At 64.7% G+C, this 26,254-nt stretch carries 31 protein-coding genes; 9 read left to right on the forward strand and 22 right to left on the reverse strand.

Going from position 1 to position 26,254, the window contains the following annotated elements; genetic code table 11:
* Positions 1-12: 12 nt before the first annotated feature.
* The 3 genes from ISX93_RS14170 to ISX93_RS14180 form a co-directional block, all read right to left on the reverse strand.
* Positions 13-1,302, reverse strand: a complete 1,290-nt coding sequence (locus ISX93_RS14170) for a M18 family aminopeptidase (RefSeq protein WP_195779391.1) — start codon at positions 1,300-1,302, stop codon at positions 13-15.
* Between the two features lie 66 nt (positions 1,303-1,368).
* On the reverse strand, positions 1,369-1,863 hold the full coding sequence (locus ISX93_RS14175; protein WP_195779392.1) for a SprT family zinc-dependent metalloprotease: 495 nt from the start codon (positions 1,861-1,863) through the stop codon (positions 1,369-1,371).
* Between the two features lie 107 nt (positions 1,864-1,970).
* Positions 1,971-2,570: a Yip1 family protein gene (locus tag ISX93_RS14180; protein ID WP_195779393.1), complete on the reverse strand. Its 600-nt coding sequence runs from the start codon at positions 2,568-2,570 to the stop codon at positions 1,971-1,973.
* A gap of 353 nt (positions 2,571-2,923) precedes the next feature.
* Between ISX93_RS14180 and ttcA the strand changes: the two genes are divergently transcribed.
* The 6 genes from ttcA (at position 2,924) to ISX93_RS14210 (ending at position 7,209) form a co-directional block, all read left to right on the forward strand.
* Complete coding sequence (gene ttcA, locus ISX93_RS14185; protein WP_195779394.1) at positions 2,924-3,748, forward strand: tRNA 2-thiocytidine(32) synthetase TtcA; 825 nt, start codon at positions 2,924-2,926, stop codon at positions 3,746-3,748.
* Between the two features lie 40 nt (positions 3,749-3,788).
* Positions 3,789-4,460 (forward strand): DNA-3-methyladenine glycosylase I, encoded by a 672-nt coding sequence (locus tag ISX93_RS14190; protein ID WP_195779395.1) that lies wholly within the window; start codon positions 3,789-3,791, stop codon positions 4,458-4,460.
* Positions 4,461-4,508: 48 nt separating this feature from the next.
* The gene (locus ISX93_RS14195; RefSeq protein ID WP_195779396.1) at positions 4,509-5,276 is read left to right on the forward strand and encodes an NAD-dependent deacylase; all 768 of its coding nucleotides are present in this window, start codon (positions 4,509-4,511) and stop codon (positions 5,274-5,276) included.
* Between the two features lie 67 nt (positions 5,277-5,343).
* A complete protein-coding gene (locus ISX93_RS14200; RefSeq protein ID WP_195779397.1) occupies positions 5,344-5,937 on the forward strand; it encodes a C40 family peptidase in 594 nt (197 codons plus the stop codon).
* Positions 5,938-6,016: 79 nt separating this feature from the next.
* Complete coding sequence (locus ISX93_RS14205) at positions 6,017-6,538, forward strand: C40 family peptidase (RefSeq protein WP_195779398.1); 522 nt, start codon at positions 6,017-6,019, stop codon at positions 6,536-6,538.
* 8 nt (positions 6,539-6,546) lie between these two features.
* Positions 6,547-7,209, forward strand: a complete 663-nt coding sequence (locus ISX93_RS14210; protein ID WP_195779399.1) for a class I SAM-dependent methyltransferase — start codon at positions 6,547-6,549, stop codon at positions 7,207-7,209.
* 8 nt (positions 7,210-7,217) lie between these two features.
* Here the strand turns inward: ISX93_RS14210 and ISX93_RS14215 are convergent, their stop codons facing one another.
* Both ISX93_RS14215 and ISX93_RS14220 read right to left on the reverse strand, forming a co-directional pair.
* Entirely contained in the window at positions 7,218-7,562 is a 345-nt protein-coding gene (locus tag ISX93_RS14215) for a 4a-hydroxytetrahydrobiopterin dehydratase (RefSeq protein ID WP_195779400.1), read from the reverse strand.
* Positions 7,563-7,578: 16 nt separating this feature from the next.
* The gene (locus ISX93_RS14220; RefSeq protein ID WP_229732211.1) at positions 7,579-9,753 is read right to left on the reverse strand and encodes an LTA synthase family protein; all 2,175 of its coding nucleotides are present in this window, start codon (positions 9,751-9,753) and stop codon (positions 7,579-7,581) included.
* Between the two features lie 179 nt (positions 9,754-9,932).
* On the opposite strand from ISX93_RS14220, the gene ISX93_RS14225 reads away from it, so the two are divergent.
* On the forward strand, positions 9,933-10,766 hold the full coding sequence (locus tag ISX93_RS14225; RefSeq protein ID WP_195779401.1) for a CvfB family protein: 834 nt from the start codon (positions 9,933-9,935) through the stop codon (positions 10,764-10,766).
* 96 nt (positions 10,767-10,862) lie between these two features.
* Here the strand turns inward: ISX93_RS14225 and ISX93_RS14230 are convergent, their stop codons facing one another.
* The 4 genes from ISX93_RS14230 to ISX93_RS14245 all read right to left on the reverse strand — a co-directional run bounded on the left by ISX93_RS14230 (position 10,863) and on the right by ISX93_RS14245 (position 13,793).
* The gene (locus ISX93_RS14230; RefSeq protein ID WP_195779402.1) at positions 10,863-11,042 is read right to left on the reverse strand and encodes a hypothetical protein; all 180 of its coding nucleotides are present in this window, start codon (positions 11,040-11,042) and stop codon (positions 10,863-10,865) included.
* 109 nt (positions 11,043-11,151) lie between these two features.
* Entirely contained in the window at positions 11,152-11,394 is a 243-nt protein-coding gene (locus ISX93_RS14235) for a hypothetical protein (RefSeq protein ID WP_195779403.1), read from the reverse strand.
* 85 nt (positions 11,395-11,479) lie between these two features.
* Positions 11,480-13,219, reverse strand: a complete 1,740-nt coding sequence (locus ISX93_RS14240) for an N-acyl-D-amino-acid deacylase family protein (RefSeq protein ID WP_195779404.1) — start codon at positions 13,217-13,219, stop codon at positions 11,480-11,482.
* Positions 13,220-13,337: 118 nt separating this feature from the next.
* A complete protein-coding gene (locus ISX93_RS14245) occupies positions 13,338-13,793 on the reverse strand; it encodes a MaoC/PaaZ C-terminal domain-containing protein (RefSeq protein WP_195779405.1) in 456 nt (151 codons plus the stop codon).
* A 205-nt stretch (positions 13,794-13,998) separates the two neighbouring features.
* Here ISX93_RS14245 and ISX93_RS14250 point away from each other — a divergent pair, with 205 nt between their 5' ends.
* The gene (locus ISX93_RS14250) at positions 13,999-14,823 is read left to right on the forward strand and encodes an alpha/beta fold hydrolase (RefSeq protein WP_195779406.1); all 825 of its coding nucleotides are present in this window, start codon (positions 13,999-14,001) and stop codon (positions 14,821-14,823) included.
* 71 nt (positions 14,824-14,894) lie between these two features.
* On the opposite strand, the gene ISX93_RS14255 is transcribed toward ISX93_RS14250, so the two are convergent.
* The 10 genes from ISX93_RS14255 to ISX93_RS14300 all read right to left on the reverse strand — a co-directional run bounded on the left by ISX93_RS14255 (position 14,895) and on the right by ISX93_RS14300 (position 22,626).
* Positions 14,895-16,268 (reverse strand): HAMP domain-containing sensor histidine kinase, encoded by a 1,374-nt coding sequence (locus ISX93_RS14255; RefSeq protein WP_195779407.1) that lies wholly within the window; start codon positions 16,266-16,268, stop codon positions 14,895-14,897.
* Positions 16,265-16,945: a response regulator transcription factor gene (locus tag ISX93_RS14260; protein WP_195779408.1), complete on the reverse strand. Its 681-nt coding sequence runs from the start codon at positions 16,943-16,945 to the stop codon at positions 16,265-16,267. The genes ISX93_RS14255 and ISX93_RS14260 overlap by 4 nt, the downstream gene beginning before the upstream one ends.
* A 225-nt stretch (positions 16,946-17,170) precedes the next feature.
* Positions 17,171-17,623, reverse strand: a complete 453-nt coding sequence (locus ISX93_RS14265) for a Spy/CpxP family protein refolding chaperone (RefSeq protein ID WP_195779409.1) — start codon at positions 17,621-17,623, stop codon at positions 17,171-17,173.
* 15 nt (positions 17,624-17,638) lie between these two features.
* Positions 17,639-17,845 carry a hypothetical protein gene (locus tag ISX93_RS14270; RefSeq protein ID WP_195779410.1) on the reverse strand — a complete coding sequence of 69 codons (207 nt, stop codon included), beginning with the start codon at positions 17,843-17,845 and terminating at the stop codon, positions 17,639-17,641.
* A gap of 161 nt (positions 17,846-18,006) precedes the next feature.
* Positions 18,007-18,288: a peptidylprolyl isomerase gene (locus ISX93_RS14275; protein WP_195779411.1), complete on the reverse strand. Its 282-nt coding sequence runs from the start codon at positions 18,286-18,288 to the stop codon at positions 18,007-18,009.
* Positions 18,289-18,575: 287 nt separating this feature from the next.
* Positions 18,576-18,737, reverse strand: coding sequence for a hypothetical protein (locus ISX93_RS14280; protein WP_195779412.1), 162 nt, complete (start codon positions 18,735-18,737; stop codon positions 18,576-18,578).
* Positions 18,738-19,047: 310 nt separating this feature from the next.
* Positions 19,048-19,593, reverse strand: coding sequence for a carboxymuconolactone decarboxylase family protein (locus tag ISX93_RS14285; protein ID WP_195779413.1), 546 nt, complete (start codon positions 19,591-19,593; stop codon positions 19,048-19,050).
* Between the two features lie 154 nt (positions 19,594-19,747).
* Positions 19,748-20,566: a DUF2182 domain-containing protein gene (locus ISX93_RS14290; protein ID WP_308705342.1), complete on the reverse strand. Its 819-nt coding sequence runs from the start codon at positions 20,564-20,566 to the stop codon at positions 19,748-19,750.
* Entirely contained in the window at positions 20,563-21,198 is a 636-nt protein-coding gene (locus ISX93_RS14295; protein WP_195779414.1) for a DUF1326 domain-containing protein, read from the reverse strand. The genes ISX93_RS14290 and ISX93_RS14295 overlap by 4 nt, the downstream gene beginning before the upstream one ends.
* A gap of 96 nt (positions 21,199-21,294) precedes the next feature.
* Positions 21,295-22,626: a spinster family MFS transporter gene (locus ISX93_RS14300; RefSeq protein ID WP_195779415.1), complete on the reverse strand. Its 1,332-nt coding sequence runs from the start codon at positions 22,624-22,626 to the stop codon at positions 21,295-21,297.
* 162 nt (positions 22,627-22,788) lie between these two features.
* Between ISX93_RS14300 and ISX93_RS14305 the strand changes: the two genes are divergently transcribed.
* The gene (locus tag ISX93_RS14305) at positions 22,789-23,784 is read left to right on the forward strand and encodes an LLM class flavin-dependent oxidoreductase (RefSeq protein ID WP_195779416.1); all 996 of its coding nucleotides are present in this window, start codon (positions 22,789-22,791) and stop codon (positions 23,782-23,784) included.
* A gap of 257 nt (positions 23,785-24,041) precedes the next feature.
* Here the strand turns inward: ISX93_RS14305 and ISX93_RS14310 are convergent, their stop codons facing one another.
* From ISX93_RS14310 to ISX93_RS14320, 3 genes are all read right to left on the reverse strand, one after another.
* Positions 24,042-24,596 (reverse strand): magnesium transporter, encoded by a 555-nt coding sequence (locus ISX93_RS14310; RefSeq protein ID WP_195779417.1) that lies wholly within the window; start codon positions 24,594-24,596, stop codon positions 24,042-24,044.
* Between the two features lie 152 nt (positions 24,597-24,748).
* A complete protein-coding gene (locus tag ISX93_RS14315) occupies positions 24,749-25,537 on the reverse strand; it encodes a dienelactone hydrolase family protein (RefSeq protein ID WP_195779418.1) in 789 nt (262 codons plus the stop codon).
* Between the two features lie 103 nt (positions 25,538-25,640).
* Entirely contained in the window at positions 25,641-26,246 is a 606-nt protein-coding gene (locus tag ISX93_RS14320) for a LysE family translocator (protein WP_195779419.1), read from the reverse strand.
* Between the last annotated feature and the right edge of the window lie 8 nt (positions 26,247-26,254).

Genomic DNA, 26,254 nt, shown 5'->3' on the forward strand with positions numbered 1-26,254 from the left:
CCCTGTGCTAGCTCAGACCAGCTCGGCGCAACCAAAGAACGCCGTCAGCACCTTGACCAGGTGCGCCAGGTCGTGACTGCCAGCAAGCTCGCGAATCGAATGCATGGCGAAGGTCGGCAGGCCGATATCCACGGTGCGGATGCCGAGATGGCTGGCAGTGATCGGGCCGATGGTCGAGCCGCAACCCAGGTCACTACGGGTCACGAAGCTCTGTACCGGAACTTCTTCGGTCAGGCACAGGTGGCGGAAGAATCCGGCGGTTTCGCTGTTGGTGGCGTATCGCTGATTGCTGTTGGTCTTGATCACCGGCCCGCCGTTGAGCAGCGGGCCATGGTTGCAGTCGTGCTTGTCGGCATAGTTGGGATGCAGGCCGTGGGCGTTGTCGGCGGACACCAGCAGCGAGCGCTGGATGGTCCGCACGAAGGCATCCCCGGCCGGGAGCAGGCGCCGCAGCACTTGCTCGAGCATCGGGCCATCCGCGCCGCAGGCCGAGCTGGAGCCGACTTCCTCGTGGTCGCTGCAGACCAGTACGCAGCTTTCCTCGTTCTTGCTGCCGAGCAGGGCCTGCAAGCCGGCATAGCAGGACAACAGGTTGTCCAGCCGTGCGCCACTCAGGAAGTCGCCTTCCAGTCCCGTTACGGCGGCGCCCTGGGTATCGTAGAAACTCAGTTCGAAATCGAGCACGGCGTCAGCGCTGATGCCGTGTTCGCGGCTCAGTTGCTCGGCGAGCAGGTCACGGAACTCGCGGCGTTCGCCGGCAGCCAGTTGTGCCAGAAGCGGCGGCAGCTCGGTCTGGGCATTGATCGGCCAACCCTGGTTGGCGTCACGGTTCAGGTGGATGGCCAGGTTGGGGATCACGGCGATCGGGCGCTGAAAGTCGATCAGCTGGCTCTCGACCTTACCGGCGGCACGGTAGGTAACCCGCCCGGCAAGCGACAGGTCACGGTCGAACCAGGGCGCCAACAAGGCACCGCCATAGACCTCAACGCCCAGCTGCCAGAAGCCGTTCTTGTGCAGTTCGGGGTGTGGCTTGACCCGCAGGCAGGGACTGTCGGTGTGTGCGCCGACCATGCGGATACCGCTCTCGGCCAGCGGACGCTTGCCCAGTTTGACGGCGATGATCGATGAGTCATTGCGGGTGATATAGAAACGACCGCCGCCCTCGCTGCGCCAGCTGTCACGCTCGTCAAACCGCTGGTAACCGGCCGCCTCGAGGCGTTGCGCCAGGCTGCGGGTGGCGTGAAAGGGGGTGGGAGAAGTCTTCAGAAAGTCGATCAGACCCTGGTTGAGTTCGGCGCGCATGCTCGGCTCCATACATTGATGCGGCGAGTTTAACGCATCGCTCGGGCCTGCACCTGCCCCCGCAGCTTACTCGGTGCGCGCCTGCCCGCTATAGGTAAGCGGGGCCCGGCAGCGCCGGCACAGGTATCGATGCCCGCGGCGGACCATGGCGTGACGCCTGGCGCTGAAAGGAAACTCGCCATCAATACAGTCGCAACGGTAGATGAAGCGGGTGACGGCCCTGCGCGTGACGGCATAAGTGTGGCAGCGCAGTGCCGGCAGTTGGTAAACCTCGTGCATGATCTGCCGCCATTCGGTTCCGTGGGGCTGGATGCGCGGGCCGAACAGGGTATGCGCAAGCAGATGGGCAACCTCATGGGCTACGGTCTGGCGCAGGAAGTCTTGCGGATTGTCGCGATACAGCTGCGGGTTGAAACGCAGCTTGTTTTCCTGCAGATGCGCGACGCCGGCTTTCTGCCCGCGCAGCTGGAAGGACAGCGTAGGGCGGCTGAAGCGCTGTTGGAAAAAGGCTTCGGCCAGCTGATAGCAGGCTTCAACACGAGCGTGGATCAGGTCAGGCATGCGGCACTCCGGCAGAAGTGTCGATTATGCCCAAGCTGCGCCAAGTCGGCAGCCTGAAAACGACGAAGCCGCCTGATGCGGCGGCTTCGCGGATTCAAGACAGCTTGCTAGCTAGTGTAAACCGGGCCGACGCCCACGCCCCACATCACCACTGACATGGCAATCATGGCAACCAGCAGTACCAGGCCAATCGCCAGGATCGAGCTGGCATAGAGGAAGCCTTCCTCCTCGGGAATATTCATGAAGGTGGGTATGCCCACATACAGCAGGTACACCGTGTAGCAGATGGCTGCGGTGCCAACCAGCATGGCCAGCCACAAATTCGGATACAGCGCGGCGAGCCCGCCGATGAACAGTGGAGTGGCGTTATAGGCGGCAAAGACAATGCACTGCGCGATGGTGGGCGTTGCGTCATAGGTCCGCGCCATCCAGTGGATGAAGGCACCCATGGCAGCAATGCCGATGAGCATGGCGATGTAGGTCATGACGGTCAGTTGCAGCGCGCTGGCTTCCGTCAGCTTGACCGGATCGCCATTTCCCACTATCCAGCCAACCTGAGTGGTTCCAATGTAGGCGCTGATTACCGGGATCGCTGCGAGAATCAGGATGTGGGTGAAATACATGTGGCTGATACTTTCTTCTTCGCCACGGATTTCCTTCCATTCCTGATCCGGATGAGTGAATAGCCCCAAAACGTGATGGATCATGCATGCACCTCCCCTAATAGTACGGACGCTTTCAGCCAGCGGCCCTGCGCGCATTACCAGCGCCACCGGGTACACGGCTCAACCAGTGCGACCGTTAGTCGCAGTATAGGCAAGGGAATTTTCTGGCATGAAAAGTCATTAGAGCAAATTCGTCTTTAAATAATTATTTTAATATCAATTTTATGGTTTTCAGGGTGTTGTCAGTGGCTTGTGTCCGCAACGTGTCACTGCCGTGATCGGAGCCGTTTCCAGCGTCCGGGCTGGGTCGTCCGCCCGCGCTGCAGGGGTGGGGTGAGCATTGGTTTGAGGGTAAAATAACCGACTTTCGTTTTTGATCGAGATATCCAGGCACCATGGGCGAGCTTTCGGTAAACCAGAACAAATTGCAAAAACGCCTGCGTCGGCTGGCCGGCGAGGCGGTTGCCGACTTCAGCATGATCGAGGATGGCGACAAGGTGATGGTCTGCCTGTCCGGGGGCAAGGACAGCTACACCATGCTGGATATCCTGTTGTATCTGCAGAAGGTCGCGCCAATCAGCTTCGAGTTGGTAGCGGTGAACATGGACCAGAAGCAACCGGGTTTCCCAGAGCACGTGCTGCCGCAGTATCTGGAATCCATCGGCGTGCCGTACCACGTGATCGAGAAGGATACCTACTCGGTGGTCAAGGAGAAGATTCCGGAAGGCAAGACCACCTGCTCGCTGTGCTCGCGTCTGCGTCGCGGCACCCTTTATACCTACGCTGACGAGATCGGCGCGACCAAAATGGCGCTGGGGCATCACCGTGATGACATCCTCGAGACCTTCTTCCTCAACATGTTCTACGGTGGCACCCTCAAGGCCATGCCGCCCAAGCTGCTGGCTGACGACGGGCGTAATGTGGTGATCCGGCCGCTGGCCTACTGCAGCGAGAAGGACATCGAGGCTTACGCCCAGCTCAAGGCGTTTCCGATCATTCCGTGCAATCTCTGTGGCTCGCAGGAGAACCTGCAGCGTCAGGTGGTCAAGGAGATGCTGCAGGAGTGGGAACGCAAGAGCCCCGGGCGAACCGAGATCATGTTTCGCGCCTTGCAGAATGTAGTGCCCTCGCAATTGGCAGACCGCAAGCTGTTCGACTTCAACAGCCTGAAGATCGATGCGGCGGCCACCCCGCGCTTTGTCGAAGTGATGAATCTCTAGGCCTGATCCGCGGTTGTTTCGCCAGTTCATGGAGGTGGGTATGCGCGACTACAAATGGCTGCATGAGTACTGCCTGAACCGTTTTGGTTCGGCCGAAGCCCTGGCGGCCCGTTTGCCGCAACCCAGGCCGGATGCCGAGTTGCGTGCCATCCCGGATGACCGTTACCTGTCGCTCATTGCCTTGCGGGTGTTTCGCGCCGGCCTCAAGCACAGTCTGGTGGATGCCAAGTGGCCGGCATTCGAGGCGGCCTTTTTCGGCTTCGACCCGCAGAAAGTGGTGCTCATGGGGGCCGAGCATCTGGAGCGACTGATGCAGGATGCCCGGCTGATCCGCCACCTGGGCAAGCTCCGCAGTGTGCCGCGCAATGCCCAGTTCGTGCTCGATGTGGCGCGCGAGAAGGGCAGCTTTGGCGCGCTGTTCGCTGACTGGCCGGTCAGCGATATCGTCGGCCTGTGGAAGTACCTGGCCAGGCATGGCAGCCAGCTCGGTGGGCTTTCTGCCCCCCGGCTGCTGCGCATGATCGGCAAGGACACCTTTATCCCGACCGAGGATATGGTGACGGCGCTGAAGGCGCAGGGCATTGTCGACAAGGCGCCGACCAGCCTGAAGGAGCTGGCGGCGGTGCAGGCAGCCTTCAACCAGTGGCATGCCGAGAGCGGCCGACCACTGTGCCAGCTGTCGGTGATGCTCGCGCACACGGTCAACCATTGATACGCGGACACCATATGAACCAGCGGGCTCCTGCGCAGGGGCATTGAGATGGATCAGGCAATCGCACGGGTGGCTCGGGCCATCGAATGCGCCGAGCGCATCCTGGTGATCAGCGGTGCCGGGCTCTCGGCGGAGTCCGGCCTGCCCACCTACCGCGGTATTGGCGGCCTGTATAACGGCTTCACCGAGGACGGCCTGCCGATCGAGCAGGTGCTCTCGGGTCCCGTTCTGCGCAGCCAGCCGGCATTGTGCTGGAAGTACCTGGCCGAACTGGGGCGCGCCTGCCTGGGGGCGCAACCCAATGCCGGTCACCTGGCGATTGCCGAGTTGCAGCGGCGCAAGCCGCAGTGCTGGGTGCTGACGCAGAATATCGATGGCTTTCACCAGCGCGCCGGCTCGCCGGAAGAGCGGCTGATTTGTATCCACGGCGCCATGCAGCCGCTGTACTGCCAATCCTGCGCTGCCGAGAGCGAAACGCTGGAGGCGGCGCTCAGGGGTGGTTTGCCGCCCCGGTGCCAGGCCTGCGGCGGCATCCTGCGCCCGCCGGTGGTGCTGTTCGAGGAAATGCTGCCCGAGGCGGCGCTTGAGCAGCTCTACAGTGAGCTGGGCAAAGGCTTTGAAGTGGTGCTGCTGGTCGGTACCAGCGCCAGCTTTCCCTACATCGCCGAGCCGGTATTGCGCACGCGGCAGGCAGGCGGCTTTACTGCTGAAATCAACCCGGATCTGACCCTGCTGAGCCACAGCGTGGATGTCCGGCTGGCGGGAAGGGCGTTAGATGTCCTGGTAAACCTACTGAGTCACATTTCGTCACATTAAGTTTGTAAGAAAGCTCCTTTTAGGGTAGTTTCGGCCGTCCTGATTATTAACCGACACGGTCGTGCCCATGCTAAAGCGCTCTGCACCCCTCGTGCCCTTGCTGTTCAGCTTCTTGCTTGCGGCCTGTGCCGGGCCCTCGCTTCATCAGCCTGTAGCCCGCTATACACCAGTGCCTGCGCCCGAGCCGACGACCCAGCATGTCGACGCACTGGTCGATGACCAACCCTACGAATTGCCTGGTTTGGCCGACACTGTTCTCGAGCGTGGCTTTGAACTGGTAGGCACTCCGTATCGCTATGGCGGCTCTTCGACCAAGACCGGGTTTGATTGCAGTGGCTTCATTGGCTATCTGTTCCGTGAAGAAGCGGGCATCAGCCTGCCGCGCTCCACGCGCGAGATGATCAAGCTGGATGCCCCGCTGGTTGCGCGCAGTGAGCTGGAACCGGGCGATATCATATTCTTCAACAACCGTGGGCGTGGACGTGTCAGCCATGCCGGCATCTACATCGGTGACAACCAGTTCATCCATTCGGCCAGTCGTCACAGCGGTGGCGTGCGGGTCGACAGCCTGGCCGACCGCTACTGGCGTGCCAGCTACCTCGAGGCCAAGCGCGTTCTGGCGCAGAAGCCGGTGGAAGGGGCCTTCCCGCGACATCGCTGAGTGCTTGTGCTGGTAGTGGTCTTGCGCCGGTGCTGGCAAGTCGGCAAAGTGACGGCACCAGAGCTGCACCGGATCGCCGATGTCACCATTCTTGCGTACTTTTCTGCTTGGCCTGTCAGCGCTGCTGGCGGCCTGTGCCAGTGACGGCCCGCGTGAAGCAGTCGCGCCCGCAGTCTCCGATGGCTATTTCTCGCCAGTTGCCGAAGATGTGCTGATTCGCGCCATTGGCCTGGTCGGAACCCCTTATCGCTATGGTGGCAATACCCCCGCGGGCGGTTTCGACTGCAGCGGCCTGATCGGTTATGTCTACCGTGATGCGGCGCACCTCAGCTTGCCGCGTTCAACCCGTGAGCTGAGCGCCATGCGTGTCCCGCTGGTGCCTCGTGCTGCCCTGCAGCCGGGTGACCTGCTGTTCTTTGCCACGGCGGGTGACAGCGTCGTCAGCCATGCCGGTATCTATGTGGGTGAAGAGCGGTTTGTGCATGCGCCCAGTAGCGGCGGGACCGTGCGCCTGGACAGCCTGTCCAGTGCCTACTGGAGCAAATCCTACCTGAATGCCCGGCGAGTATTGACCAGTGCCACGCTGGTCAGTCGCCCCTGAGAGACGTTATGAGCAACCGCACCCTGAAACTGGATGATGCCCTCTACAATTACCTGTTGGATGTCTCCCTGCGCGAGACGCCCCTGCTGCAGCGTTTGCGTGCGGAAACCGCGGCACTGCCGGAGGCGCAGTGGCAGATCGCCCCGGAGCAGGGCCAGTTCATGGCCTTGCTGGTGCAACTGACTGGCGCCCGTCGCCTGCTCGAGGTAGGTACCTTCACCGGCTACAGCGCCCTGTGCATGGCGCAGGCGCTACCTGTGGACGGGAAATTGCTCTGTTGCGATATCGACCCGAAATACACAGCGATCGCCAGGCGCTACTGGGAAGAAGCCGGGGTCACCCCGCTGATCGAGTTGCGCCTGGCGCCGGCCATGGAAACCATGGGTGCGCTGGTGCGCGAAGGCCAGGCGGGCACTTTCGACCTGATCTTCATCGATGCCGACAAGATCAATTATCCGGCCTACCTGGAACATGCCCTGATCCTGGCGCGACCCGGCGGGGTGATTCTGTTCGACAACACCCTGTGGAGTGGACGGGTGCTGGAAGCGCGTCCGGAGACCGCTGACACGCGGGCTATCCAGTCGCTCAACCGGCGCCTCAAGCTCGATCAACGCGTGGATCTGTCCCTGTTGCCGCTGGGCGACGGGTTGACGCTGTGCCGCAAGCGCTGAGTGCCGGATCAGCTCGACCTGGCCAGCGCATCGGTGCGCGCCGCCATGCTGAAATCATTCTGCTGCAGGCCCGCGACCGAGTGCGTCCACCACCTGACAGTGACAGCGCCCCATTCGGTGAGCAGCGCCGGATGGTGGTTGTATTCCTCGGCCAGGCGGCCAACCTGATTGGTGAAGTCCAGGGCCTGGCGGAAATCGGCAAACCGGTAGCGCTTGCGCAGTTGCGCGACGGATCCCGCGGTTTCGATCTGCCAGCCATCCAGTTGCCGCAGCAGCGCGGCACTTTGTTCGGCAGAGAGCGCCTTGTCGCCTGTTGCGCAGGCGTCACAGCCGGTTTGGTCTGTAGTGTTCATGCCGATGACCTTTCTGTTAGCGGGGAAGCGCCGGTGCCTCCAGCGGCTGGGTACTGACGCTGAAATCAGTGATTTCGATGGCGCCCTGGCCCTGGGCCAGCAGGTGAAAGGAAAATCCCTTGCGTTCTTCGCTGTTGTCGAAGCCGAAGCTGACATCCAGCGGCTTGCCATATTCGAGCAGTGGCAGCGCGGGGATTGACAGCTGCACGTCACGATCGAATTCCTTGGTCTTGATCTGGAACTGCGCACCTTTGGCGTTGCGGTTTAGTGCGCGGATGGTCAGTTTCACCGAGGTGTGCGAGCCTTTGGGCAGTTCCAGATATTGGGCGCCGATCAGGTTGTCGGCCCAGTCGTCACGACTGACCCGTTGCAGATTGATGCGCTCGCGGGTGGCAAACTGGTATTGCTGCCCGGCCTGGCCGTCGAGCAGGGTCTGGTTGAGCGCGGCTGCCTGCTGTGCTACCAGGCGACCGACGCGGTTGCTGCTGCGGCCCAGATAATGCGCTTGGTCGGCAATGAAGCCTTCGCTCTGGTAGCGGCGACAGATCTGCTGGAAGTCGCACTCGATGAACAGGCCATTGCCATCATGCTTGCGTAGCAGGCCATTGGTGTAGGACAGCATTTCCCGGCCAGTGCTGTAGTTGCGCAGCATTGAGCGGCCGCTGATGGCGTCCGGTATCGGCAGTTGCAGGTAATCCAGAATCGAGGCAGTCAGGTCGACATGCCCGTAGACTCCGGCCTTGACGGCGGGCAGCTGGGCCTGTTCGGGGGCGAGCAACAGGCTGAAGCCCCAGGCCGACGCCAGGCGCTGCTTCTCGATGCCGTGGGATTCGTCGGAGGTGATGATCACCAGGGTGTCCTTGAGCACGCCCTGGCTCTCCAGAGCGGTCAGGAAACTGTCGAGGGCATCGTCCAGGTAGGCGATCGCGGCTGTCTTGGCATCCGGGTAGCGCTGCAGGTAATCAGCCGGCGCCGCATAGGGCTGGTGGGTGCCAACGGTCATCAGCGTCAGCATCCACGGCTGTTTTTTCTTGCGCAGCTGTTTCACGTAAAGCAGCGTACCTTCGAAAAATGCCTTGTCGTCCATGCCCCAGGGAAAGTCCAGGTAAGGCTTGTTGGGGAACCAGTTGCGGCCGAGGGTCTTGTCGAAGCCCATCATCGGCATGATGCGGTCCTTGGCCATGAAGCGCAGCCCGGCGCCCTGGAGAAAATGTGTGCTGTAGCCGGCTGCGTGCAGTTGGGCCGGCAGGCATTGCGCCGCCCGTTGCGGATTGTTCAGCAGCTCGAGACCTTTCGGCGTGCCGGAATCGAGTTTGCTGTAATCGCCACAGAGCATCGAGTAGAGCCCGCGGATGGTCTGGTGGCTGTGCAGCACATAGTCGGGGGTGGTCATCGCGCGTGCCGCCCATTTGCTCAGGTGCGGCATCGGGTCGAGCGGGTAGCTGCTGCTCAGTGCGGCGCGGCTGGTGGCGATATAGGCACCCGGAATGCCTTCCAGGGTAATGATCAGGACGTTGCGTCCCTTGCCGGCTGCTTGCAGCAAGGGTTCGCCGGACAGATCCAGAGCGGTCAGCGAGCGCATGTCGGGCGGCTGCAAACCCTCATCCGCGGTCAGCCAGTCCTCGGCCTTGCGTTGCGCGCCGCTGAGTGCTTCGGCCAGCAGCTTGTGCGGCAGGTTGAACTGCTGCCACTGCGCCGCCTCGCTGGGCACCAGATACTGGTAGGTTGCATGGCCGGCCAGCAGCATGGCGGGCAACAGGCAGAGGCTGCGCGGCAGATGGGCGGCCAGGCGCTGACCGCCGAGCAGGAGGCACAGCAGCCCGCCGGCACCCAGGGCCAGCAGCAGCAGCGGGTGGGCGATCTTGCCGCCGTCGGTGGAGTTGCCGACAAACTGCGGGTCGAACAGGTAGCGCAGATCGCCCGGTTCCGGCATGCGCCCCACGGCCGTCACCAGTTCGGCGCTGCCCAGTTGCATGGCGCCCCAAGCCAGCAATACCGGGGCGACGAGCAGTCGCGAGCGGTTGTACAGCAGCAGGCTCAGCAGCAGGCCGATGCCCAGATCGGAGACCATTCCGGAAACATCCGTCCAGCCCATGCTGTAACGGCTGATCAGCGGAATGCCGACCAGCAACCCGAGCAACGCCAACAGCGGTGGGTGGCGGGACGACAGCAGGTGCCTGATAGTGTCCAAGAGAGCTCCGCGCAGTAAGCCTGCAAGGCTATGTGAACTGACCAGCGCCGCTGCTGGTAGTTCCCGTGACACGATTCTGAAACATGCCTGTGCTATGTGCCAGAGGCTATTTGGGCGCTGGATCGTAAAATCAGCGGCTGAACCGCTAGAATGCCGGTCTTATTCGGCGGGTACTCAAGATGGCACTGATCGGGCGTTTCAATTCATTGCAGGTGATCAAGCACACCGACTTCGGCCTTTACCTGGACGGTGGGCCGGATGGTGAAATCCTCCTGCCCAATCGCTACGTGCCCAAGGGCGAGCCCTGCGATGTGGGTGACTGGCTGAACGTGTTTCTCTACCTCGACAGCGAGGATCGCCTGATCGCCACGACCGAGCAGCCCAAGGTGCAGGTCGGCGGCTTTGCCAGCCTGAAGGTATTGGCAATCAACAGCATCGGCCTGTTTCTCGACTGGGGCCTGCCCAAGGACCTGTTGCTGCCGCACTCCGAAGAGAAGCGGCCACTGCAGGTTGGCGACTACTGCGTGGTGCATGTCTACCTCGACAAGCGCAGCAAGCGCATCACCGCTACCGCCCGGCTGGACCGCTATCTGGATCTGCTGCCGGCCAGTTATGCGGTGGGCGAGGTGGTTGACCTGCTGGTGGTGGAAAAGACCGACCTGGGTTTCAAGGCCATCATCAACGGCAAGCACTGGGGCCTGATCCACAAGAACGAAGCATTCAAGTTCCTGCGTGTCGGCTCGCAGGAAAAGGGCTTCATCAAGGAGTTGCGCGCCGATGGCAAGATCAGCCTGAGCCTGCAGCCGGTGGGGCAGGGCGCTGGTGAGCTGGGCGAGCAGATTCTCGAGCAGTTGCGCCGTCACGATGGCCGCCTGGCGGTGGGTGACAAGAGCCCGCCAGAGCTGGTGGCCAAGCTGTTCGGCGTCAGCAAGGGCAATTTCAAGAAGGCCATCGGCGGCTTGTACAAGCGCGGCCTGATCGTCATACATGACGAGAGTATCGAGCTGACCTGAGGCCTTGCGGTGCCTGCCGGGGATAGTGCTGTCGGGCTGGTGCAGCCGGCAGTGCTTGCCGGCCAGCTGCGGCGCACAGGACGTGCGCCGGAGGGGTTACTTCTTGCCGATGGTGATCTGCCGCGAAGAAGTCCAGACCTGACCGCTGACGCCGCGTGCCACCTGCTGGATCTCGCCACCGCTCTTGAGGAAGGCTGCAACCTGGCTTTCCAGTGATTCGCGGGTTTCTACCGCGGCAGCTGCCTTGGCTTTGCTGGTGGTGGTTTTTGCGCTCATGGCTTCTCTCAACCTTCCGGGATATTCATGCGGCCGGCGACTATACGCGATTCGCCGGGGAAATGCCCGTAATAATGCTGAAAGCTAGCAGTGGCGAGGCCTGCAGGCCTCAGCGCTTGCCCATCGAGCGGCGGCTGCCTTTGGGGGCAGCACCTGGGCGCTGGTCATGATTGGACTTGTTGCCCTTCTGGTGCCAGGGCTTGTCATCGCGCTTGGCGGGGGCAAACACTTCGGGTGAGAAGGGGAAGCTGAACGGCTCGATGCTCTGGGGCTTGCTGCTTTCGACCGCGCCCTCCGCCGCCTTGGCGGGAGTGTCGACGGGTGCTGCTGGCGGGGTTGCTGCTGTGTTCATGGGTAGCTGCCGGTAATTCGGACGGATGAGCGGCGCGCATTATACGCATGCGCTGCCGTCCTTTGCTCGCGCCTCCGCCGGATGGCTAGCCGGCGCGCAGGAACTGGCCGAAGCCGCGGGACTGGCCCAGCTCCTCGGCAAAACGGCCGTGGTCGAAGGCCAGCCGGCCGTTGATCAGCACAGCGTCGACTGCCGAACCGCGATTGACCATGCGCTGCAGGCCGCCAAAGGCCTCCATCGGCGCTTCCTGATACTGGCTCAGGCTGGCATCGAGGCGCTGCGGGTCGAGGATCACCAGATCGGCGCGCTTGCCCACTGCCAGCACGCCAGCATCCACGCCGAACCATCCGCCCAGTTCGCCGGTCAGCCGCCAGACGGCCTTTTCCACCGGCATCACCGGCCGGCCCTGCAGCTCTGCGTCGCGCACCAGCTTGAGAAAGCGCAGGGCAAAGTTGTAGAAGGCCATGTTGCGGATGTGCGCCCCCGAGTCGGCAAAGCCGATCAGCGTGCTCGGCTCGGCGACCAGCCTGGCCACCACTTCCGGGCGGTGATTGGCCAGCACCGTGCGCCAGCGCAGATGCGGGCCATGTGCCACCAGCAGGTCGAGGAACAGGTCGCCAGGATGCATGGCGCGCTGGCGGGCCAGTTCGCCGACACTTTTGCCGACCACGCTGGCATCCGGGCAGGCGACGATCCAGGCATCGTCGAAGTCGCGGTGCCAGACCCGTGGGCCGAAGCGCTTGTCGACGTCCTGGCGGAAGCGCCGGCGGTAGTCCGGGTCGCGGAACAGCTCGCTGCGCAGGTCATGGCTGGCCAGGTGCAGGGCCGCCTGCCCGGCGGGGAACTCCTCGAACACCACGAACTCCATGCCGTCGGCGTAGGTCTCGAACGGCACCGGCAGCGTCTGCCAGCGGAAGTCCGCCTGGGTCAGGCGGTTCACCAGGCGCGTCAGCGGGCCGAGGACTTTCGCCAGCCACGGGTCGGCCTTGGCATCCATCAGGGTGATCAGCGTGGTCTTCAGTGGCTTGCGCAGCCACAGGCCCATGCTGTCCCAGAGAAAGGCCAGTACGTTGAGCTTGGTTACCAGGTTGGGGGCGCCCTGATGGATGCGCTGGCGGCGGCGCAGGATCCTGTTCAGCCGCGCGTATTCGCGCCAGGGTGCGTAGACCGAAGGCAGCGACTTGGAGCGCTCGCGCTCGCCGTCCAGTTTGTCCCAGGGATTGGTCATGCTCGACAGGCCGAGCAGGCCCTCGTCCAGCGCCTCTTCGAGCAGGCTTTCCATGCGCTGCAGTTCGCCTTCGCTGGGTTTGTAGCGCGGGTCCACCGCGCGCTCCAGCCCCATGACCGCCACCCGCAGGTCGGAGTGGCCGAGGAACGAGCAGATGTTCGGTCCCAGCGGGTGCCGGTCGAGAAACGCCGCGTATTCACGCGCACTGCTCCAGTGCTTGTGCGCCTCCAGCAGCGGCAGCACATGCTCGCGCGGCACCGACTCGACGCGGGTGAACAGGTCGGCGCAGTCCTCGGCGGCGGAAAGCACCATGCTGATCGAACAGCTGCCGATCATCACCGTGGTCACCCCGTGGCGCACCGACTCCTTGAGTGCCGGTGCCGCCACCAGCTCCGCATCGTAGTGGGTATGCATGTCGATGAAGCCGGGGGTGACCCAGCGCTCACGGGCATCGAGCACCCGGCCGCAGCCGGCTTCATCGAGCGGCTCGGCACTGATGGCGGCGACCTTGCCGTCGCGGATGCCGACATGGCGGAGCGCACCAGGTGCGCCGGTCCCGTCAAAGAAAAGGCCGTTCTTGATCAGGACATCGAACATGCGGGTCGCTCACGCTGGGCTGGAAGGCCAAGCATAGGCAGCCTGAGGCCAGCCGGCAGGTGGCATAAGTGAACAACTCGGAGTCGATTCGGCCAGGCGCTGACGGTTGCTGCCGAACTCAAGCCGGCGCGCCATGCGGCGCCGGCCGGCGCTTGACCATGATCAGCGAGCGCACGCGCAGCACCACGTTGCCGGCCTGGTTGTGCAGTTCGCTGGCCAGGCTGACCAGTCCGCGGTCCGGCTTGGAAGCCGAGACACGCTTGTCGAGCAGCACAATCTGCAGTGACAGGATGTCGCCGGGACGGGCTGGCTCCGGCATCTCGAGCTCATGCTTGATCCCGGCAATCGCGGCGATCGGTGGCTCCAGCTGGCTGAGCAGCTTCGAAGTGATCGCATAGGTATGCACGCTGGAGGCGAACAGTCCCTGCAGCGGCGACAGGGCCGCGGCCGCCGGGTCGATGTGAAAGGGCTGCGGATCCCATTGCCGGGCAAACGCAATGATCTCCTCCTCCCGCAGGGTATAACTGCCGCGGATCACCAGCGCGGCCTGGTTCAGGTCTTCGAAGTAGAGCATGGGGCGTGGCTCCGGCAGCAGGCGCAGTGAAATGGATTTGCCTGCGAGTGTGGCGGCAGTCGGGCGCTGCAGGCAAGCGGCGGGTACAGGCCTGCGCCGGGCGATCAGCGCCGGCTATTGGCGGGTATTTCCAGCGGCGGTATCGGCTGCCCGGGCGGCGGGTTTGTGTTTAAGTCTCCACCATCCCTGCCTCCGAGGAGTTGCCATGCCCTTTGCCCGCATCAATCAGCAGAACATACATTACGAAGACACGGGTGGTGACGGGCTGCCGCTGATCCTCAGCCACGGCTTCCTGATGGACCGGCAGATGTTCGCCCCGCAGGTGGCGGCGCTGAGTCCGGAATTCCGCGTGATCACCTGGGACGAGCGCGGCTTTGGCCAGACCGAGTTCGACGGCCAGCCGTTCAGCTACTGGGATTCAGCGCGCGACTGCCTCGCGCTGCTCGACCATCTGGGCATTGCCCGGGCCGTGCTGGGGGGCATGTCCCAGGGTGGTTTTCTCTCCCTGCGCGCGGCCCTGCTGGCACCGCAGCGAGTACTCGGGCTGGTGCTGATCGATACCCAGGCCGGCCCGGAAGACCCGCAACATGTCGAGGGTTACCGGCAGCTGATGCAGGGCTGGATCAGCCAGGGCCTGAGCGAGGAGGTGGCGCAGACTATTGCGCACATCATCCTTGCCGAACCGCAGGAGAACGCGCGCTGGATCGCCAAGTGGAAAGCCCTGAAAAACCCGGCGCAGCTTGCGGCGCCGACCGAATGCCTGCTCGGGCGCGAGGATCTGACGCCGCGGCTGGACGAGATCGTTGCCCCGGCACTGGTGATTCATGGCAGCGCGGATAACGCCATCCCGTTGCCGCTGGCCCGGGCGCTGTGCGCCGGGCTGCGCCACAGCCAGCCGCTGGTGCTGGTCGAGGGTGCGGCGCATGCCGCCAACCTGACCCACCCCGAGCAGGTCAACCCGCCACTGCTGGCCTTTCTCCGGCAGTTGGTGGCAGCCCCGGATCAGGTGGGCTACCACCGCAGCGACTGAAGCAACCACGCGGGCACTGGTTGCAGCACGGCAATCCCCGGCTGCGACCTCGAGAGTGTCCGGCGTCAGCCTCAGTGAAGCGGCAGGCTGAGCGAAACCCGCAACCCCGGCCGGGCATTGGCGAGGCTGAAAGTGCCGTTGTGCGCCTCTGCCACCAGCCGGCAGAGATACAGTCCCAAGCCGACGCCGCCGGTAGTGCGGCCGCGGGCAGCGTCGGGACGGAAGAAGGGGGCGGCCAGCTGTGCCAGTTGCTCCTCCGGTACACCGGGGCCGTAGTCGCGCACTTCAATCAGTAGCGCTTGCTGGTCCTGACGGATATGCAATTCGACCGGCTGCGCGGTATCGCCACTGTGGCGCAGGGCATTGTCCAGCAGGTTGCGCAGCAACAGGCGCATGCGTGCCGGGTCGAGCGCCAGCGCCGGCAAGCCGGCGGCGACCTGCAGCTGGATGCTGCCGGCCTGCGCATGCTTGACCTGCAGTTCGCGGATGACCTCGCCTGCCAGTACCGGCAGGTCGACGGCTTCGCGGTGCAGCGCGGCATGCCGGCTGGCCAGCCGCTCGCTTTCCAGCAGGTCGCTGATCAGGCTGGCCATTTCCTGCAGGTCGCGCAGCAGGGCATCACGTTGCGGCATGACTTCGGCGGTTTCCGGCAGCAACTCGGTATTCAGCCGCGCGCGGGTCAGCGGGCTGCGCAGTTCATGGCTGATCGCCAGTAGCAGCGCGCGCTTGGCCTCGAGCATCTGGTGGATGTCGTGGCCCATGGTGTTGATGGTCTGCGCCAGCTGGCCGAGCTCGTCGGGGCGTTCGGCGTGGCATACCGGAATCTGCTCGGCAAACTGGCCCTCGCCAAAGCGCTGCGCGCCGGCACGGATCTCATCCAGCGGGCGCAGCAGGCGGCGCACATAGAGGAAGGCCAGCAGGGTCAGCAGCAGGAGGATGCCGAGGGTGATGCCGAACGCATACGGGTTGGGTTCGAAGGCCTGCTCGTCGATGCCGAACTGGAGGCGGTGGCCGTCCGCCGTGGTGCGCGTGAGCAGGCGCTGCCAGCGTTCATCGCCGGCCCAGCGATGCCGGCTGTCCTCGCTATGCATCCACTCCGGCAGGCGTTGCTGCGGGTGCGACTGCCAGTTGATCTGCGCCCCGCTGATGCGCACGGTCACCGGCAGGCGCTCGGTCAGGGCGCGGGCGCGGTCAATGCTGGGGCTGCCGCCGGGGCTGAGGTCGGCGGCCACGCGGTCGACGTAGTCGGACAGCAGTGGGCCGGCGGCGTCGCGCCAGCTGCCGGAGAACATGCCCTGGGCGCCACCGGTGAAGGTTGCGGTGACCGCCAGGGCCAGCAGCAGGAACACCAGCACCAAACGCAGCTTGATCGAGTGACCGACGGCCTGCCGGGCGCGCTGGTGCCAGCGCTGATGCTGGGGGCAGGGGTGTGCTGGCTGGCTCATGGCAGGCGCCGCAAGGCGAGTGAGTAGCCGGCATTGCGCAGGGTCTTGATGCAGTCCAGCGGCTCGAGCTTCTTGCGCAGGCGGCTGACCACGATATCCACCGCGCGCGAGTAGAGTTCGGCTTCGTGGCCGCGCAACTGGTTGAGGATGTCGTCGCGGCTGTACACCCGGCCGCTCTCGCGGGCCAGCAGGTGCAGCAGTTCGAATTCGGTGCCGGTCAGTTCCACGTCCTCGCCCAGGCGGGTGACGCTGCGCCGCGCCGGGTCGATGCTGAGGCCGTCAAAGCGCAGCTCGCCGTCAGCGCGCGGCGGCGGGGCGCTGCGCCGACGCAGCAGCGCCTGGACCCGGGCCACCAGCTCGCGCGGCTCGAAGGGCTTGGGCAGGTAGTCGTCGGCGCCCAGTTCGAGGCCGACCACGCGGTCCATCACCTCGCCGCGGGCGGTGAGCATGACGATCGGGATGTCGCTGTCCTTGCGGATGGTGCGGCACAGCTCGAAACCGTCCATCTCCGGCAGCATCACATCGAGAATGGCCACCTCGAAGCTGCCGTCGCGGACCATGGCCAGGCCCGCGCTGGGTTTCAGCGCCTGGCTCAGCGCCAGCTCGAAGCGCTGGAAGTAGGTGGCCAGCGGGCCGCCGAGCTGTTGGTCATCGTCGATCAGCAGGATTCGGTGCATGGGATACCTGTGGGGTGGGCGTCACAACTGCGCGTGGCGCGAGCATGAGCGGTTGTTTAGCGTGAATGTACCAGCGATCGCGGATCACCACGAACATCCGCAGCACCCTGTGCGGCAGACGCAGGCTGGCTTGCGCGCAGGGAGCGACGTTCAACCGGGACTATCCCGTTGGGCTGCACCGCCAGTCCGGCCTGACCGCGAGCGGCCGGCCAAACTGTCTGCGCCTCACCAGCCGTGGCGGAACCAGCCCCTGCAGCCTTCCAGCCGGTCGCGGACTTGCTGCTGTTGCGCGGGGTTCAGGCTGTCGTAGAAGTCTGCCAGAGCGCTGATAGCCTGTGGCGCGTTGTCCTGCAGGGCCTTGGTCTTCGCGTCGAGCAGCGCCTGCGCGCGGCTGCGGTCGAAGGTGGCACCGCTGATCAGGCCGGCCAGTTCGCTGCGCGGGTCGCCGGCATCGCCACGGACCCCTTGGTGCAGGGCCTGCAACTGGTCGACCAGGACATTCAGCTTCTGTTGTTGCGCGGCGTCGAGGTCGAGTTTGTCGGTCAGCGAGTCGCGCATCTCGGCGCTGTCCGCCGCGCTCCAGTCGTGATGGTAACCGCGCGAGCAGGCGGACAAGCCACCCACCAGCAGGCCGATGCTCAGTACCGCGATGAGGGTCTTGCGAATCTGCTTGTTCATGCTGTTCACCTCGCCTTACATGCCGATCAGGGTGCCGACGATGGAAACGCCATGGCTGGCGTCGAACACTTCGCCCATGCGGATATAGCCGGCAACCCAGCAGGTCACGAACAGCGTGGCGATGAAGGCCAGTTGCAGGTTGGCCTGGCCGGTCTTGTCGTTGCCGAACAGGTCTGCGGGGGAATGGGCGGAGCCGGGGGTTTGCTTGATCCAGGTTTTCATGATGCTCACCTTCGCGTTGCGTTGTAGGTGATTCATGCTGCTGGATTGGCCGTGGCGGAGCGTCTCGGCGGGGTATCGGTTTATGTCGGTTTGTATCAGCGCGGCAGGTGACGAAGCAGCCTGTGCCGGGCGGCATTGCGCCGGCCCGGCAGACCGTGGCTTCAGTCCTGGCGGCTGGTGACTTCCAGCAGGTGATAGCCGAACTGGGTTTTCACCGGGCCCTGTACGGTATTGACCGGCGCGCTGAACACCACCGTATCGAATTCCTTGACCATCTGGCCTGGGCCGAACGAGCCCAGGTCACCGCCGCTGCGGCTGGACGGGCAGGTGGAATTGTCTTTGGCGACCTGGGCGAAGTCGGCACCGGCTTCGATGGCGGCTTTGAGTTCGTTGCACCTGGCTTCGGTGGCAACCAGGATGTGACGGGCAGTGGCGCGGGCCATGGGGGGATTCCTCCTTTGATTGAAGGCGCCGAGCCTACCGGAAATGCAGGCTGATTCAAGTACGGCGCGATTGTCGGCCGTGCAGGGCCGGGGATCGTTTCTGCCAGCGCGCTCGTCGCGGCAGCGTGGCAGATGCATTTTGCCGCGCTGAACGCTGTGCTGCAGATGAGCGGGAATCACCCCGGTGCAGGCTGTAGCGAGTTGCCAGGCCCCATGCACCGGGCATGTCGGTCAGCCCGGTGCTGCTGCGGCAAGCGTTCAGTCCAGCCTGCAGGGGTGGGTGGCTGTCAGAACCCGATGGCGTCCTTTAGCAGGACGAAGGTTGAGTCGTCTGCCGTGCTTGCCGCCGTGTCGCTACCTTCCTCGGCGCCGACAAACAGCAGACCGGCGATCAATAGTGCTGCAGCCAGCAGCAAGGCTTGCCCAAAGTTGCTTTCATAATTGCTCATGGTGACACTCCTAAAACGTAAATGATTGAATCAAGAGGGGTTTCTCTTGATGCAGGCACGCCGGACTTGTGGTCTGACGGAAGCTGCTGGAATCGCCATTCTTTGTTTTTATGAGTACCTCAGCCGCACAGTGCAGTCGCGGCGTGGGGCCAATCTGGGCTTATTAATTAGGCACAACAACCTAAAAAGGCCGCCTCGGAGCGGCCACAGGGCTGCCTGCCATGCGCCTGTGACGCACGGCTGGTGCACTGCTTCAGCGGGGGAGCGGGCGTTCAGGAGTGGGCCTGACGGGCCCGCGCAAAACCGGCGCTCAGAGGGCCGGCAAGAGCACTTCGGGGGTTTGCAGCGGGGATTCGATCTCGATGTCGAGGGTGTTCAACAGGTCGGAAATCATCGTGTAGAAGCCGACACACACCAGCAGCTCCAGCAGTTCGGCCTGCGACAGCCGGGCTGCCAGCGGTTTCAGGGTGAGGTCACTGGCGCGGCTGTTGCGCGCGATATCCTCAGTGAGGCGCATCACCTGCCGCTGCACTTCACTGAAGGCGCTGGCCTGCGGCCCTTCGTGAATGGCGGCGAGCAGCTCCGCGCTCATGCCCAGCTGTTGGCCGATGCGTTCGTGCTGGTGCACTTCATAGCGCGAGTTGCGCAGCAGGCCGGTGCGGATGATGGCGATTTCGCGCAGTATCGGGTCCAGCTTGCCTTCCAGCAGCAGGGCATTGCCGAGCACGGTGATACCTTCGAGCACGCCGCTGTTGTGGCCGAGCATGCGAAAGATATTCAGGGCGGGGAGCTTGGCCAGAATGGCCTGGGCGCGCGCGTCGAGCTGTTGCGGGTCGGGGTAGGGAATGCGGGCCATCGGGAGTCTCCAGGTAAGTGCGGGCAGCGCGGGCTTGCGCAACCGGCTTCGGCTGGCGCAGGTGCTCTGCTGCGTGCGGGCAAGCATACGCCGGCCGGGCGCCTGTTGCAGCTGTGCCGAGCGCTCTGCGCTGCGGGTTGCGGACTGTCGGGGATTAGCTGTCGGCGAGTGCCTGGGCGGCCAGCCACAATCCCCAGAGCACCAGTAGCAGGCCGCCGAGGCGGCCGATCCAGGCTTGTCGGGGCAGCAGTTTCTCCAGCAGGACATACAGGCCGAGCAGCGCGACCCACGTCAGGTTCATCACCCCACCGACGAACAGCAGGCCCATCAGCGCCCAGCAACAACCCAGGCAGAACAGCCCGTGCGCCAGGCCCATGCGCCAGCTGCCGCCGAGCCCGGCTTGCCAGTAGTCGAGGATGAAGCGCAACGGCGGAGCGCAGCGCTCCAGGCAGGCCTGCTTTGCCGGCAGCCACTGGTAGACCCCGGCACCCAGCAACAACCCGGCGCCCAGCCACAGGCTGCGGCTGCGCATCTGCGCGTCGAGCAGGCGCCAGTGTTCCAGCTGCCATTGCAGCAGGGTGGCGAGCAGGCTGAACGCACTCCATACCAGCAGGTAACCGAGGCCGAACAACAGCAGCGCCAGCTGCGCCTGGCCCGAGCTGAAGCGCCGTTGCGCCACCTGGCGGTAGAGCAGCAGCATCGGCAGGGCGCTGGGCAGCATCATGGCGACCATCATCAGCGCCCACATGGCGAACATCAGCAGGGCATCGGCGGTTGTCCAGGGCATGCTCATGTCGCCCATGCTCTGCACCATCAGCGCGGCGGCGCTGTTCATGCGCTCGGCCAGGCGATACAGCACCGCCCAGGCCACGGCGAGCAGGCCGAGCAGGCAGGCGAGCAGCAGGCGGTTGCCCTGCAGCGCCGCGTGCCAGGCCTGGCGCGGGTTTGCAACAACGGGTGGGGCAGCCTTCACCGTACCACGCCGCGTCCGGTGAAATGCAACCGGGCGAAATGCCCGTGGCTATTCTGCGAAGCGATGCGGATCGCCCCCTGGGTCTGGTAGCTGCCGCTGGCCATCTCCGCCTCGGTGAACTCGAAGCCGTCCGGCAGGCGCAACTGGATCGACTGCGGCGCGCCGCTGACCGGGTTGCGGATCGGTTCGCCGATGGCTTCCAACACGCCGGGGATGCTGAAGTGCGCCTGCCGCTGCGGCAGGTCGATGTGCATCTCGATCGGCACGAACTGCGGCTCGTGCATCTGCGTGACGGTACTGGCGAACACCTGGAACACGGTAGCGCCGGGATCGGTGTCCTGGCCGGAGAGAATCTTCAGCAGACCCTCGCGTTGCGCCGGGCTGGCCTGGTCATCGACGAACACCTGGCAGCTGCCGTTGCCTTCGTGGATCGGCCCCGGCCAGGCGAACAGGCTGATCCAGCGCAGGTCGTCGAGACGGGTTTCATTGTAGTGCCCGTGTTCGACCTGCATGCCGACCACTGCCTGGCAGAATCCCTGGCTGGGCAGGGCGCTGAATTGGCAGGGGCAGCCCCAGTCACAGTTGCAGCTTACAAACTCGACGCCCTGCAGGCGCCAATCAGCCATGCTCATGGTTCACCTCCTTCGTCGTTGCGACGAGAAGCCTGGTTATCCCCACTGTTCAGGCTAGCAGAGCGGCCCTTGCCGGCGCCCGCAACCGACCGAAGGTTATGCCCGCTCCAGCGACCACTGGCGCAGGTGCAGCAGGCTGTCGCGGTAGGGCTGCAGGCCTTTGCCGAGCAGGTACACCGAACTGGCTACGGCCAGTGTGTTGACGATCAGCAGCGAGTAGCGCAAGGCCTGATCATCGGCAAACACATAGTCGGTCACCAGCGCTACGGCTGTCGGGCCGATGCCCAGGCCGAGCAGGGTGATCACGAACAGGTAGATCGCCGACGCCTGGCCGCGCATGGCGCTGGGCATGATTTCCTGAATCGCCGCCGGCGCCACGCCAAACGGCATGCTCAGGAAAAACACCGTGGGTGCGGTCAGCACGGCCGCCCACAGGCCGCTGCCCATCAACGGAAAGCTGAGCACGCAGGGCACGGCCGCGATGGCCGCATACAGGCCTACGCGCATGTTGGCATCGGTGCGGCCGTGCCTGGCCATCCAGTCGGCCAGGCGCCCGCCGGTGACGATGCCGAGGCAGCCGAACACGCCGACGATGCTGCCATACACCACCCCGACCTGGCCGGCATCCCAGCCGTAGGTGCGAATGAAGAAGGTCGGAATCCAGGCCGCGCCACCGTAACCGGCGAACGCCAGGCCGGCAAAGCCGAGGTTGTGGCACAGCACGGTGCGCCGGTTGGCGCGGATGTAACGCCCGACCTCCGCCAGCGGTACCGCTACTCCGGCACCCACGCCGCGCCTGGCCGGTTCGTTCACGGCCAGCATCAACAGGCTGAAGAGCACGCCGGCCGCGCCCAGCAGCAGGAAGATCAGCTGCCAGGGGCGCACCTCGCCGAGCAACGGCAAGCGCACGTCGCCCTGCGCCGAGGCAAAGGTGATGACCAGGCCGCCGAGCAGGAAAGCCAGGCCTGAGCCCAGGTACACACCCATCGAATAGACGCTGATGGCGGTGGCCCGGCGATTCAGCGGAAAGCTGTCGGCGATCAGCGAATAGGCGGCCGGCGATAGCGCAGCCTCGCCGACGCCGACGCCGATGCGACACACCAGGAATTGCCAGTACAGGCGGGCCATGCCGCACGCCGCGGTCATCGCGCTCCAGAACAGCACCCCGAGGGCGATCAGGCCGCGCCGGCTGCGAGTATCCGCCAGGCGGCCGAGGGGAATGCCGCAGACGGTGTAGAACAGGGCGAAGGACAAACCCATCAGCAGGCTCATCTGGGTATCGCTGATCAGCAGGTCGCGGCGGATCGGCCCCACCAGCAGGTTGAGAATCTGCCGGTCGATAAACGACAGCACGTAGGCCAGCATCAGGATGCCGACCGAGCTCCAGGCGCGGAAACTCGAAGGGTAGGCGGTGTCATCGTCGAGCATGCGGGGTCACCAGCACGCTGCTCGCGCAGCGCTCGAAGGTTGCAAGTGCGGCAAGCCTAGCCCATGCAGCAAAGCGCGTGCGTTTACCTTACCCTTGAGGGCCGCTGGCGCAGTAAAGTCAGCACTGCTGCGCGCGTGCAGCCCCAGGAGCCGGACAGGTTTATGAAACGACTCGCAGACATCAGGATTTCCACCCTCGACCTGGCGCCGATCAGCAGCGGCGGCAGCGTGCAGCAGGCCCTGCACAACTCCCTGGCGCTGGCCCGGCATGTCGAAGCGCTCGGCTACACGCGCTTCTGGGTGGCCGAGCACCACAACATGGACGGCATCGCCAGCTCCGCCACCGCGGTGCTGGTCGGCTACCTGGCGGCCGGCACCCGCAGCATTCGCGTCGGCGCCGGCGGGGTGATGCTGCCCAACCATGCGCCGCTGGTGATCGCCGAGCAGTTCGGCACCCTGGAAACCCTCTATCCGGGGCGCATCGACCTCGGCCTGGGGCGTGCCCCCGGCGCGGACATGCTCACCGCGCGTGCCTTGCGCCGCGAACGTTCCGGCAGCGCCGACGACTTTCCCGAGGATGTCGCCGAGCTGCAGCGTTATCTCGGCCCGCGCACCCCCGACCAGCGGGTCATCGCCGTGCCGGGCAGCGGCACCCGGGTACCCTTGTGGTTGCTCGGCTCCAGCCTGTTCAGTGCGCAGCTGGCCGGGCAGAAGGGCCTGCCCTACGCCTTCGCCTCGCACTTCGCGCCGCGCCTGATGCACGAGGCGATCCGCGTCTATCGCAACCACTTCAAGCCGTCGGCGGTGCTCGAGCAGCCCTACGTGATGCTCGGCGTGCCGCTGATCGCGGCGGATACCGACGAGCAGGCCGAGTATCTGGCGACCAGCTCCTACCAGCGGATTCTTTCCCTGCTGCGCGGCGAGAGCCTGCTGCAGAAACCGCCGGTGGCGAGCATGGAAGGCCTGTGGCTGCCCCATGAGCGCCAGGCGGTGGGCGAGTTCCTCGGCCTGGCCATGATCGGCGGCCCGCAGAAAGTGCGCAGCCAGCTGGAGTTGCTGCTGGAGCAGACCGGCGCCGACGAGCTGATCTTCACCGGCGACATGTACGATTTCAGCGACCGCCTGCGCTCCTACGAGATTCTCGCCGAGCTGCGCTGAGCCGCTCCGCAGGCCAGACACGGGGCATCCCGCAGTTGGTTGGGCATGTCCGGGTTGGCTTTTTTGCACGGGCGAGCCTGCTCGCGATGCGTTCGCATGGCCTGTTTCGGCTTCGCTCCAGCTCCTGCATCGATGCAGTCGTCGCCCGCAAGCTGGCGCCGGCAGCAAGCGAAAAGTGGCTGGCAACCGTTGGCGACTACCCGGCCTTTGCTTTCACCCGGGCTGTGGCGCGAGCTTTTGCGCGGCTCCCGGCCGGCTCAGATCAGTCGGCGGAACTGATGCCAGCTGTGCAGCCAGGCCACCAGCCAGTAAGGGGCGGCGCTGCCGGTACCGGCCAGCTGGACTCGCGGGTGACGCAGCACGACCCGCGCCAGCGAAGCCTCCTGCCTTGGCCGGACATCGACGAACAGCAGGTGCTGGCCTTTTTTCAGTACCTCGGCAAAGGCCTGGAAATGGCTGTTGGGGCGCTGGATGCCGAACAAGCCGCCTTCCCAGACTCCGAAGCCGAACAGCACCAGCCCGAGGAAAATGAACGGCATCCAGCCGGCGGGCGTGGCGGTCCAGTCGCTGAAGTAGGCGCCGGCCAGCACCAGCAGCGCGAGGCCGAGGCCGACCAGGGCGCCTGCCCGGCCACTGCGCACCACGTCCTGTTTCAGCACCGAGGGGACTTCGTGCAGATGATGCCGCTCGACCACCGCATCCTGCTCGCTGAGCACATGAATCTGCTCGGTGTGGATGCCGCTGGCTTCCAGCTCTTCTTCCACTTGTTCCAGTTCGTCGAGATTGTCGCTGATGTAATAGTGCCTGTTCATGGCATGCCTCCTGCCGCGAGCCGACAGCAGAGCCCCCACCCTCCGGCTGTCGTTGCGATAACGTACCTGGGTCGTGCGTCCGTGCTTGTTGGTTTGTCCAGTCTCAGTATAGCCCCGGCTGCCGGGAGGGTAGCCGCGCGGCTACCCCGTCGCTATTGCAGGGTGGCGGCCAGCAGCTGGCGCGCCTCGGCGAAGGACTGCGCATCGGCCGCCGCGTTGTAGGCCGCGCCCTTGCTGTTGTCGCTGCCGGCGCCCAGTTCGGTGAAGCTGTGCACCGCGCCGGGGTAGCGGATCAGCTGGTAGCGGATGTTGTTGGCCTGCATCTCGGCCTCGAAGGCAGCCACGTCCTCGGCCGGCACAAACGGATCGTCGGCGCCGTGCAGGGCCAGCACCTGCCCGGTGATGTTCTTGCCATCGGCCGGTGCGGGGCTGTCCAGCCCGCCATGGAAGGACACCACCGCCTGCAGTTCGGCGCCACTTCTGGCCAGTTCCAGCGCACCCGTGCCGCCGAAGCAGTAACCGACCACGGCGACTTTTTCGCCGTTGACGCCGGGTTGCTGCAGGGCGGTTTCCAGCGCCAGGTTCAGGCGCTGGCGGAACAGCGCGCGATCGGTCTTGTACAGCGTAGCTTGCGCGCCAGCGGCCTTGGCGTCCTGCGGGCGAATGCCCTGGCCGTAGATGTCCGCGGCAAATACCGCATAACCCAGTTCGGCAAAGCGCGCGGCCTGCTTGCTGGTTTCTGCGCTGATGCCCATCCAGTTGTGGATCAGCAGTACCAGCGGCCGTTTCTGCACGGGGCCGGCCGGGGTTACCAGCAGGCCCTCGAAGACCTGGCCGTTGCTGGCGTATTCGACGGTTGTGCTGGTAACCGCGGCGTGGGCTGTGGCGCTCAGGAGCAGCCCGGCGAGCGCGATGCAGCTGAGAATGGCTTTACTGATCATGGTGGCTCCTGGCTGTGTGGTTCGAGGGAAGTGCGCGGGCACGGCTGTAAGCATAGCTGCTCGAACCGGCAGCGGCCGGCGGCCGGCCCGGCCGGTTTGATAGCTACTGCTGCACCAGCATGACTACCGTCAGCGCGGTCAGCGTGGCCATGGCGCGGTTGAAGTGCAGTTGCCGGGCCGCAGTGGACAGGAACCGCTGCATCAGCGTGCCGAACCCGGCCCAGGCCGAGATGGCCGGCAGGTTGACCACGGCAAATACCAGCACCAGCGCCAGTCCCGAGGTCCAGTACGCCTCGCCCGCCAGGGTGAAACTGCTGACTGCGGTGATGGCCATGATCCAGGCCTTGGGGTTGATGAACTGGAAGATCACCGCCTGCCACCACGCGAAGGGCCGGCCGCGGTCAATATCTGCCTGTTCGCCGCGCGGTGGCGTCTGCAGGATCTTCCAGCTGAGCCAGAGCAGGTAGCCGACCCCGGCAATGCGCAGCAGCACCTGCAGCAGCGGGAAGCGGCTGAACAGCTCACCCAGTCCGCCCAATACGCAGGTCAGCAGCAAGGCCATGCCGACAGAGATGCCGAAGATATGCGGCAGCGTGCGGCGGAAGCCGAAGTTGGCCCCGGAGGCCAGCAGCAACAGATTGTTCGGCCCCGGAGTCACCGACGTGACAAAGGCGAAGCTGGCCATCGCGATCAGGTTCAGCAGGCTCATGACGGCCA

Source organism: Pseudomonas sp. N040 (assembly GCF_015637705.1).
Classification (GTDB): Bacteria; Pseudomonadota; Gammaproteobacteria; order Pseudomonadales; family Pseudomonadaceae; genus Aquipseudomonas.